The organism is Streptomyces sp. NPDC007162 (assembly GCF_040634175.1).
In the GTDB taxonomy this organism is placed as follows: domain Bacteria; phylum Actinomycetota; class Actinomycetes; order Streptomycetales; family Streptomycetaceae; genus Streptomyces.
The window spans coordinates 1-10253 of record NZ_JBEYFC010000329.1 but is presented as its reverse complement, the minus strand read 5'-3'; the positions used below and the strand labels follow the sequence as shown (position 1 = coordinate 10253).

General features: G+C 70.9%; 6 protein-coding genes and 1 pseudogene. 1 reads left to right on the top strand and 6 read right to left on the bottom strand.

What is annotated here, in order from left to right:
• Nucleotides 1-56: 56 nt before the first annotated feature.
• From ABZ646_RS30665 to ABZ646_RS30640, 6 genes and pseudogenes are all read right to left on the bottom strand, one after another.
• Nucleotides 57-1559 carry an MFS transporter gene (locus ABZ646_RS30665; protein ID WP_360525878.1) on the bottom strand — a complete coding sequence of 501 codons (1503 nt, stop codon included), beginning with the start codon at nucleotides 1557-1559 and terminating at the stop codon, nucleotides 57-59.
• Nucleotides 1560-1754: 195 nt separating this feature from the next.
• Nucleotides 1755-4571 carry an NHLP bacteriocin export ABC transporter permease/ATPase subunit gene (locus tag ABZ646_RS30660; protein ID WP_360525875.1) on the bottom strand — a complete coding sequence of 939 codons (2817 nt, stop codon included), beginning with the start codon at nucleotides 4569-4571 and terminating at the stop codon, nucleotides 1755-1757.
• 1 nt (nucleotide 4572) lies between these two features.
• The gene (locus tag ABZ646_RS30655; protein ID WP_360525872.1) at nucleotides 4573-6795 is read right to left on the bottom strand and encodes an NHLP family bacteriocin export ABC transporter peptidase/permease/ATPase subunit; all 2223 of its coding nucleotides are present in this window, start codon (nucleotides 6793-6795) and stop codon (nucleotides 4573-4575) included.
• Nucleotides 6792-7598, bottom strand: coding sequence for an HlyD family efflux transporter periplasmic adaptor subunit (locus tag ABZ646_RS30650; RefSeq protein WP_360525869.1), 807 nt, complete (start codon nucleotides 7596-7598; stop codon nucleotides 6792-6794). Before ABZ646_RS30650 ends, ABZ646_RS30655 begins: the two co-directional genes overlap by 4 nt.
• A gap of 109 nt (nucleotides 7599-7707) precedes the next feature.
• Entirely contained in the window at nucleotides 7708-7923 is a 216-nt protein-coding gene (locus ABZ646_RS30645) for a type A2 lantipeptide (RefSeq protein WP_132894275.1), read from the bottom strand.
• Between the two features lie 488 nt (nucleotides 7924-8411).
• Nucleotides 8412-8811 (bottom strand): annotated as a pseudogene (locus ABZ646_RS30640) (thioesterase); the annotation flags it as partial.
• 204 nt (nucleotides 8812-9015) lie between these two features.
• Between ABZ646_RS30640 and ABZ646_RS30635 the strand changes: the two are divergent.
• A partial coding sequence (locus ABZ646_RS30635; protein ID WP_360525865.1) for a S1 family peptidase occupies nucleotides 9016-10253 on the top strand: 1238 nt, incomplete at its 3' end.

The following is a 10253-nucleotide window of genomic DNA, read 5'->3' as shown; positions in this document are numbered from 1 at the left end:
GGGCCGCCGTCTCCCTGCTGACGGCGGCCCCTCGGTCCTCGCGGCTCCTGCGTGCGTCACATGTGGACGACCGGCGCCGCGTCCGGGTCCTGGACCGGCGTGCCGGGCCGGAAGAGCAGGAAGGCGATCACCGCACCTGCCGCGAACATCCCGGCCGACCACCAGAACGCCGTGGTGTAGCTCTCGATCGTCGCCTGGGCCTGCACCAGCTTGCTGGTCGCGTCCCGCCCGGCCAGGTAGCTGGTCGCCGCGCTCGCCGCGAGCGTGTTGAGCAGCGCCGTACCGATCGAACCGCCCACCTGCTGCATGGCGTTGACCGTCGCGGAGGCGACACCCGCCTCGTCGGCGGTCACTCCGCCGGTACCCAGCTGCATGGCTGCCGGCATGACCAGGCCGAGGCCGAGGCCGGTGATGATCAGCTGCGGGAGCACCGCGCTGACGTAGCTGGAACCGACGCCGATCCCGGTCAGCCAGGCCATGCCGGCCGCGGAGACCGCGAAGCCCAGCGGGATCACGACCTTCGGGCCGAGCCGCGGTACCAGGGTCTGGGTGCCGACCTGCGCCGTCACCATCAGACCACCGATCATCGGCAGGAACGCCACGCCGGTCTTCGTCGGGCTGAAGCCGAGGTTCAGCTGCAGGTAGTAGGTGAGGAAGAGGAACACGCCGAACATGCCGCCGGCGGAGATCAGCACCGTGAGGAGCGAGGCCGCCCGGTTGCGGTCCATCAGGATGCCCAGCGGCAGCAGCGGGTGCGCGGCCTTGGTCTGCCACCAGGCGAAGGTCGCCAGGAGCACCACACCCGCGATCAGGAAGCCCCAGGTCAGCGGCGAGCCCCAGTCGTGCGTCTCGGCGTTGGAGAAGCCGTAGACCAGCGAGAACAGACCGGCCGCGACCAGGACCGTGCCCAGTACGTCCAGCTTGGAGTTCCCGGCGTCCCGGTGGTTGTGCAGCAGGGCCATGCCGCCCGCGAACGCGACGACGGCGATCGCGACGTTCACGTACAGGGTCGAGCGCCAGTCGAACGTGTCGGTGAGGACACCGCCGAGCAGCAGGCCGACCGCACCGCCCGCACCGGCGATGGCACCGTAGACGCTGAACGCCCTGGCCCGCTCACGGGCGTCGGTGAACGTGGTGTTGAGCAGCGAGAGCGCGGTCGGGGCGAGCAGCGCGCCGAAGGCACCCTGCAGGGCGCGCGCGGTCACCAGCATCCCGAAGCCGTTGGCGGCACCGCCCAGCGCGGACACGGCGGCGAAGCCGACGACTCCTATGAGAAAGGCGGTCTTGCGGCCGAACAGGTCGGCGATCCGGCCGCCGAGCAGCAGCAGCGAGGCGAAACTGAGGGCGTACGCGGTGACGATCCACTGCCGGTTGCCGTCGGAGAATCCGAGGTCGGCCTGGGCGGACGGCAGGGCGATGTTCACGATCGTGGCGTCGAGCACCACCATCAGCTGGGCGATGGCGATGACCGCGAGGATCCACCACCGCTTCGAGGAGGCCGCCGGCGGTGCCTCCGCGGCGCCCGTGCGGGCACCGTCGGTCAGAGTCTTCTCGGACATGAGAGAACCACTCCAGGGAAGTCGTTCGAGGGATATCAGAAGGCGTTTCGGTTACAGCGGCTTCATCAGCGCGCGAACGAAACTGTTTCGTACACATCGAGCCTAGACCACTTCCAGCGAAACGGCAACGTTTCGTTGGCATGGCTGGGTGCGGTTCCCCGCAACGGCGGGGAACCGGGAAGCAGTGCCGACCGGTCAGGCCAGCTGTCGTCGCACCAGTTCGTGCAGCCGTCCGCCGGTGTCGGCGAGCAACTGCGCCGGCGGGCCCTGCTGGGCGACCTTGCCGTCCTCCATCACGATCACCCGGTCGGCGTCCATCACCGTCGACAGCCGGTGGGCGATCACGATCCGGGTGGCGTTCAGCTTGCGGGTGCTCTCGATGACCGTGCGCTGGGTGTCGTTGTCGAGGGCGCTCGTCGCCTCGTCGAAGAAGAGGATACGGGGCCGCCGGATCAGCGCCTGGGCGATCATCAGCCGCTGCCGCTGGCCGCCCGAGATCGCCCCGCTCCCGGCGACGATCGTGTGCAGTCCCATCGGCATCCGCTTGATGTCCTCCGCGAGGCCCGCCATCTCGGCCGCCGCCATGGCCTCCTCGGGGGTGTAGGGCTCGGTGCCGCAGATGACGTCCAGGATCGAGCCGGTGAACGGCTGCGCGTGCTGGAGCACCACCCCGCACTGCCGGCGCACGGCGGACTGGTCGAGGGCGCCCAGGTCCTGACCGTCGTACAGGACGCTGCCCGACACCGGCTTGTCGAAGCCGATCAGCAGGCGCAGCAGGGTCGACTTGCCGCAGCCGCTGGGGCCGACGACCGCCACGAACTCGCCCGGACGGATGTCGAAGGAGACGTCGTCGAGGACCAGGGGACCGTCGTCCGCGTACCGGAAGGACAGCCGGCGGGCCTCGACGGCGCCGGACAGCGGACCGGGGCGGGTGCTGGCGGTGCGCACCTCCGGCGCCGCCTCCAGGACCGGCTTGATCTCCTCGAACAGCGGCAGCGCGGCGACCGCCGACACGAAGGAGCCGGTCAGCTGGGTGACCGAGGTAAGCAGCATCGTCACCGACGTGTTGAAGGTGAGGAAGGCCGCCGCGTCCATCACGCCCTTCGCCGGGCCCGCGAGCAGCATGAACATCAGCAGGGTGCAGACCGGCAGGTAGACCGACCCGAGCACGCTGGTGAGGTTCTTGATCCGGCCCACCTTCTGCTGGAGTTCCCGGCTCCGCGCGAACTCGCCGGCCCAGGCCGCGTAGGCGTAGTTCTCGGCCGCCGCCACCCGCAGTTTCGGCAGCCCGCGCAGGGTCTGGAACGCCTGGTTGTTGAGCTTGTTGCCGAGCACCACCAGACGGCGCTGCCAGCGGACCTGCCACAGGCCGAGGCCCAGGAACAGACCGGCGATGACGACCAGCATGCCCAGGGCCGCCAGGGCCATCGGCACGCTGTACCAGAACAGCAGGCCCAGGTTCATCGCCCCGACGGTCACCGACTGGGCGACCACCGGGCCGACGCCCGCCAGCAGCCGGCGCATCGCGCTGACGCCCATGGCGGCGCTCGCCAGCTCACCGGTCGAGCGCTGTGTGAAGAACTTCGTCGGCAGCCGCAGCAGCCGGTCCCAGACGGCTGGCTGGAGGGTCGCCTCGATGCGGCCCTCCAGGCGGAGGATCGTCAAATTCTGCAGGAGCGTGAACGCGGCCGACACCACGGCGCTGACCATCACCGCCAGACAGACCTGCGCGATCAGGTCCGTCTGCGCCGTCGGCACGTACTCGCCGAGCACCCTGCCGGTGGCGATCGGCACCAGCGAACCGATCGCCACCGTCACCAGCCCGGCCAGCAGCAGGTTGCCCAGGTCGCCCCGGGTGCCGCGCAGACAGAAGCGGAGCAGGCCGAGCGGGCCGAGCGCCCTGTCCGGCAACGGGCGGTAGAACATCACCGCGCGCGGCTCGAACTCCTCCGCGTTCGCCTTCTCCACCGGAGTCTCCCGGCCGGTCGCCGGATGGACGGCCACATAGCCGCCGCGCCGCCACAGCAGCGCGACCGGCGCCCCGGACAGCGCCCGGTGCCCGACCAGCGGACCCACGTTGTCCCGCCACCAGCCGCCGTCGAGCCGTACCGCCCGGGTCCGTACCCGGGAGGCCAGCGCCACCCGCTCGACCGGGTCGATCCGGTCGCTCTCGGTGCCGGACTGCGCGGGCTCCGCGAGAGTGATGCCGGCCGCCTCGGCGACCAGCCTGCAGGCCGCGTAGGAGGCGTCGGCGTCGGCGGCCGTGGTGCGCTTGGCCCCCTTGCCGATGGAGGCCAGCAGGGTCCGGTCGGCCTGGGCGCGCACCGCCTCACCGGCCTTGATCCCGGCAGCCGCACGGGTCTCGTGGGTGCGCTCCAGCTGCTCGATCCAGCGGTCGAGGGTGGTGAGCAGCCGGTACTGCTGGTCGACCATGCTCTGCCACACGGCCGGGTCCATCAGCAGGTCGGCGGCCGCCTCCGCGCCGTACAGCGAGCCGTACTGCACGCTGCCGGGCGGCACCTGCATCCAGAAGACGTCGTCGTCGGTGGGGGCCGCCGCCCGCTCGCTCGCGGTCATCGGGGCCTGGAAGAGGATCGACAGACCCCGGCCCACACCGAGCGCGAGGGCGTACTCCAGGGGGCTGGTGGTCGGCGGCACGTACTGGGGGTTGCCGTACTCGTCGTAGGACCAGGTCTGCGTGCTCGCGGGCTGGTAGAGCTCGCGCAGCCCGATGCGGTGCACCACGCAGTCGCGCAACGGGCGGGCCACCAGGGTGTGTTGCGGTCCCGCGACCGGACCGAGCAGCAACGCGCCGGCCTCCAGCCGTCCCAGGTGGTGCCAGTGGCCCTGCTGTTCGGCGTCCACCGCGAACAGGTCCAGGGCGCCGGACGCCACCAGCCACAGCGTCTGCGGGCCTTCGAGGTCCAGCCGGTTGAAGCCGGTGCAGTCGATCCGGGCGCCCAGGGAGCCGAGCGCGCCGAGAACCAGGTCGCCGCCGTCCACAGTGGTCATCTCATCGCTCCCTGACCAGCGCGGCGTACGCCCCGCCGTGTGCCACCAACTCGTCGTGCCGGCCGCGCTCCACGATCGTGCCGTGCTGGAGCACCACGATCTCGTCGCTGTCGCGGACCGTGCTCAGCCGGTGCGCGATCACCACACAGGCGCAGCCGCGCCGCCGCAGGTTGTCCATCACGATCAGCTCGGTCTCGGCGTCCAGCGCGCTGGTCACCTCGTCGAGGACCAGGATGCTCGGCCGGCGCACCAGCGCCCGGGCGATCTCCAGGCGCTGCCGCTGCCCGCCGGAGAAGTTCCGGCCGTCCTGCTCGACCCTGCTGTGGATGCCCCCGGGCCGCCGGGTCACCACGTCGTACAGGGCGGCGTCCCGCAGCGCCTCCACCACGGCCTCGTCCGGGACGGACGGGTCCCACAGCGCCACGTTGTCGCGCACCGAACCCTCGAAGAGGAAGACGTCCTGGTCGACGAAGGACACCGAGGCGGCGAGCGCACCGCGCGGGATGTCCTCCAGCCGCTGCCCGTCGATGCGGATCACGCCCTCCCAGGGCGCGTACAGGCCCGAGATGAGCCGCGAGACCGTCGACTTGCCGCTGCCCGAGCCGCCCACCAGGGCCACCTGCCGGCCCGGCCCCACCGTCAGGTCGAAGCCGGTGAGCAGGGGCTTGTCCAGCGGGCTGTAGCCGAAGGTGATGTTCTCCAGCTCGACATGGCCCTGCAGCCGCCGGGTGGACTCACCGGCGCCGGGGCGCGCGTAGATGGGGTCGGCCTGGAAGTTCTCCACGTCCTTCAGCCGGGCCACGTCGGCCGCGAAGTCCTGGATGCGGCCCGCGACGCCGTTCAGCCGGGTCAGCGGGGCGGTGAAGCGGGTGACCAGGGACTGGAAGGCGACCAGGAGACCGACCGAGATACCGCCCTCGACCGCCCGCATCCCGCCGATCCACAGGATCAGCGCGCTGTTGACGGTGGCCAGCGTCGGTGCCACCACGCCGAGCCAGGCGCTCGGCACCCCGAGGCGCTGCTGCTCCTCCAGGGTGCTCGCGTGCTGCCCGGCCCACTTGCGGAAGTAGCCGTCCTCGCCACCGGTCGCCTTCATCGTCTCGATCAGCTGGAGACCGGTGTAGGAGGTGTTGGTGAGCCGGGCGGTGTCCGCGCGCAGCTTGGCGGTCCGGGTCGCCCGCAGCCGTACGACGAGCCGCATCGCCACGATGTTCAGCAGCGCCACCCCGATCCCGAGGAAGGTGAGCTGCGCGTCGTAGGTGTAGAGGAGCACCGCGTAGAGGACGACCACCACCGCGTCCACACCGGCCGCCGCGAGGTCACGGGCCAGGGTCTCGGCGACCTGGTCGTTGGACTGCAGGCGCTGGACCAGGTCGGCCGGGCTGCGCTGGGAGAAGAAGGTGACCGGCAGCCGCAGCAGGTGGCGCAGGAAGCGGGCGCTGGAGAGGGTGGAGGAGACGATCCGGCCGTGCAGCAGGTTCGCCTGCTGCAGCCAGGTCAGCACCAGGGTGAGCAGCACACAGGTGCCCATCGCCGCGAACAGCACGGTGAGCAGCGAGGTCTGGCCGCCGATCAGGAACAGGTCGATGTACTGCCGGCTGAGTGCGGGTACCGCCGCGCCCACGACCACCAGCAGCAGGCTGGCCAGCACCGCCGCGGGCATGGTGCCCGCGGTGCCGCGCAGCCGGGCCGGCAGCGCGCCGAGCACGCCCGGCCGCCGGCCGCCCTTCTCGAAGCCGTCACCGGGTTCCAGGACCAGCACGACACCGGTGAAGCTGCCGTCGAACTCCTCCATGGGGACGAACCGGCGGCCCTTGGCCGGGTCGTTGATGTAGACGCCCCGGCGGCCGAAGCGGCGGCCCATGCCGTCGTAGACGACGTAGTGGTTGAACTCCCAGAACAGGATCGCCGGCCCCTGCACGTCGGCGAGGGCCGCCAGGTCCATCTGCATGCCCTTGGCGGTGAAACCGTAACTACGGGCCGCCTTCAGCAGGTTGCTGGCGCGGGAGCCGTCGCGGGAGACCCCGCAGGCGATGCGCAGCTCCTCCAGCGGGACATGGCGGCCGTGGTGGGCGAGGACCATGGACAGGGAGGCGGCGCCGCACTCGACGGCCTCCATCTGGAGCACGGTCGGGGTACGGACCGCCCGGCCGCGGCCCTTGGGCACCGGCCGCTTGGGCGGGGCGGCACGCCGGCGGCTCCGGGTCTCCTGGGCGGTGGTCACGGGAGCAGCCAATCGACGGGATGCTGGTCGGCCAGCCGGATCGAACCCGAGGCCAGGGTCATGGAGTCGAGCTTGAACGGCGGCCCGTCCGCCGAGGACCACCGGTAGCCGCTCTTCGTCGCCTTCGACGTGTCCAGCCGCACCAGTACGGCCACCGGGCGGCCCTTCTTCGTGAACTGCTCGCCGAGTTGGCTGTCCCCGAGGAACGCCGAGATCGACTGGGCCGACTGCGCGGCGCGGTCCACCGACTTCACATGGCCGCGCAGCACTCCGTACTCCTGGGTGGACACCGACGACACGGTCAGGTCGACCCGGGCGTCGGCCGGGATGGCGGAGGCGTTCTCGGCGGGGACGTAGACCGTCGCGTACAGCGGGTCCGTGGCGTGGGCGACCTTCTCGACGGCGGCGACGTTCGCGCCGGTCTGGATGATCTGCCCGATGGTGGCGGCGAGCGCGCTGATCCGGCCCGCGGCGACCGTACGGACGACCGAGTCGCCCTGGCTGGTGCGGACCTTCAGGACGGGGGAGTTCGCCGGCAGCCGTTCGCCCTGCCTCGCGAGGACGGCCGTGACCTGCCCGGCGACCGGGCTCTGCAGGATGTAGCTGCCCTGACCGTGGGTGAGGATGGCCTGCGCGCTCACCGTGGAGGCGACCGAACCGGTCACCGCCCACACCGAGGCCGCCGCCATCACGACGACGGAGACGGACAGCGTGAGCCAGCCCTGCGGCCGGGCGAAACGCACCGGGAGATCCAGCTCCTCCGGCGACTGGAGCTTGGCGAGGGCCTGTTGGCGGAACTGCACGGAACTTCCCTCACCTGTGGGAGAGATGCTGATGAAGAGGGTGTTTCAGAACGCCCGAGAGCCCCGGGGCCGGGAACCGGCTCCGGGACTCAGCGGTGACGAGGTGCGATCAGAGACCGGCGACCAGGTTGGTGACCGGCTGGGTGTTCAGGCCGGTGACACCCTCGACGGTGCCGACAACCGTGTTGACCAGGCCGGAAACCGGGGCAACGCCGTCCACCAGGCCGGTGACGGTGCCGAGAGCGTTCACGGACAGGCCGCCGGAGACGTTGTCGAGCTCGGCGTCGGAGATCTCGACGGTCTCAACCTGGGGGGTGGAGTTCATGATGGAACTTCCCTTCATATGGGTATGTCACAAGGGGGAGAGCGGCCCCCCAACGGCCCTCTGGGGACAGTACGGACGGCCGCGACCGCGGGCGCCGGGTGCCCGTTTCCGGGAACCCCTCGGGGACCTGCGGTGCGATGGATCAAAGCACGCCCACGGTCCGCGCTTCCAATCAACCAGGTGTCTCACCTGGGCACTTGTGTTCCAGAAGAGCTCAACCGTGCAGGCGTGCGCACGCAGTGTCGGCGACTCCTTCACAAGCCACACGACTTCGTCGCGGGCACCCGGCTTGCCCATCCGGCGGTGAATCCGGCACTCCGGGCCAAGTGCCCGTCAGGGGGCGCGTGATTGTGCAGATCCGTCGGCTCCGGTGACCTGCTTGGGCAGTGGATGTGCAGATTCCCTGAAGCAAGGATTCCGGCCCGTGACCACGACGGAACGTCAGTGGTCGATCGCTGACCGTGTCGTTCCCGAGGTGCGGACTTCCGGCCCAGGAGTGCGGGAGCCGTGCTCGCCCGAGCCGCGAGCACGCCCGACCTCTCGTCGCTCATCGTGATGTCGGCGAACGCCGTCCGCGGGTCCGGCTCGTGGAGCACTGCCGCGATCAGGACATCCGAACCGCTCGGCGTGCGCCGGTGCGACGTCGACCGCCGCACCGTCGTCATCGGCGCGAACCCGCCGGGGCCGCCGGGACCACGATCACCGCCCCCGTGTCCGCGGCCGCCGTCAGCGGCTGCCCCGAGAGCCCGCCGCCCTCCCGGGACAGTCGCCTTGACCAGGGCAGACGCGGCATCGCCCGGTATGCGCCCACCGCCTCGACGGATCGGGCGCCCAGGGGGCGAAGCCGACCGCGAGGGTCTTGTCGGCCTCGGTGGTGGTCCTCCCCATGGGGGGAATTGTTCCCGGGCCCGTGCCGCACCGCGCGCAGCCCTGCCACGACCCGCCGCGTGGCCGATTCACCTGCGGTACGCAGAAGTTGGGAACCGGAATTGAACGCACCACGTGACCCGCGCGTACCTATGGCCATCCAGGCGCCGCTCACGAACGACTGCCCCTCACGGCAGACACTCCGTCCCTTGGAGGTCGAGAAGTTTGAGTCACAAGCGAATTCCGAAGCGCAAGGCCGCTATCGCGGTGGGCGGTGTTGCGGCGCTCGGAGCTGCGGCCTTCCTGATCCCGATGGCCAACGCGTCCCAGGACAACGCCTCCGGTGCCACCGCGGCCGCTCCGAAGACCCTGAAGGCGACGGGCGCCTCGGATCTCGCCGCGCAGCTCCAGCAGCTGCTCGGCCAGGCCTTCGCCGGGTCCTACTACGACAGCGGCAAGCAGCAGCTCGTCGTCAACGTCGTCAACGGCGACAACAACGTCATCGTGCAGGCGCAGAAGGCCGGCGCGATCGTGCGGCAGGTCGCCAACAGCAGCAAGGCCCTCAAGACCGCCGCCCAGACCCTGAAGGCCAAGGCCACCATCCCGGGCACCGCCTGGGCCGTCGACCCGAAGACCAACAAGGTCGTGGTGACCGCCGACAGCACCGTCACCGGCACCAAGTGGGACAAGCTGCAGTCCACCGTCCAGAGCCTCGGCTCGAACATGGCGACGCTGAAGAAGACCTCCGGTTCCTTCAAGACCTTCGTCTCCGGCGGCGACGCGATCTTCTCCCAGGTGCAGAACGGCGAGGTCCGCTGCTCCCTCGGCTTCAACGTCACCGCCTCCGACGGCAGTCCCGCCTTCCTGACGGCCGGTCACTGCGGGGTCGCGGCCAAGGACTGGTCGGACACCCAGGGCGGCCAGCCCGTCGCCACCGTCGACCAGGCACAGTTCCCCGGCAACGGCGACTTCTCGCTCGTCAAGTACAACGACGCCACCACCCAGGCGCCGAGCGAGGTCAACATCGGCAACGGGCAGACCGTCGCCATCAAGCAGGCCGAGGACGCCACCGTCGGCACGACGGTGTTCCGGATGGGTTCCACCACCGGTCTGCACGACGGCCAGGTCACCGGCCTCGACGCCACCGTCAACTTCCAGAGCGAGACCGACCCGAACGGCGTCGACACCGTCAACGGCCTCATCCAGACCAACGTCTGCGCCGAGGCCGGTGACAGCGGCGGTTCGCTGTTCACGCAGGACGGCGGCGCGGTCGGCCTCACCTCCGGCGGCAGCGGCGACTGCACCGCGGGCGGCGAGACCTTCTTCCAGCCGGTGACCACCGCCCTGCAGGCGACCGGCGCGACGCTCGGCGACGGCGGCGCCGCCGGTGCCGGTGACGCCGGTGCCTCGGCGGACCCGTCGGCCGGCGCGGCCGACCCCTCCGCCTCGGCCGGTGACCAGGC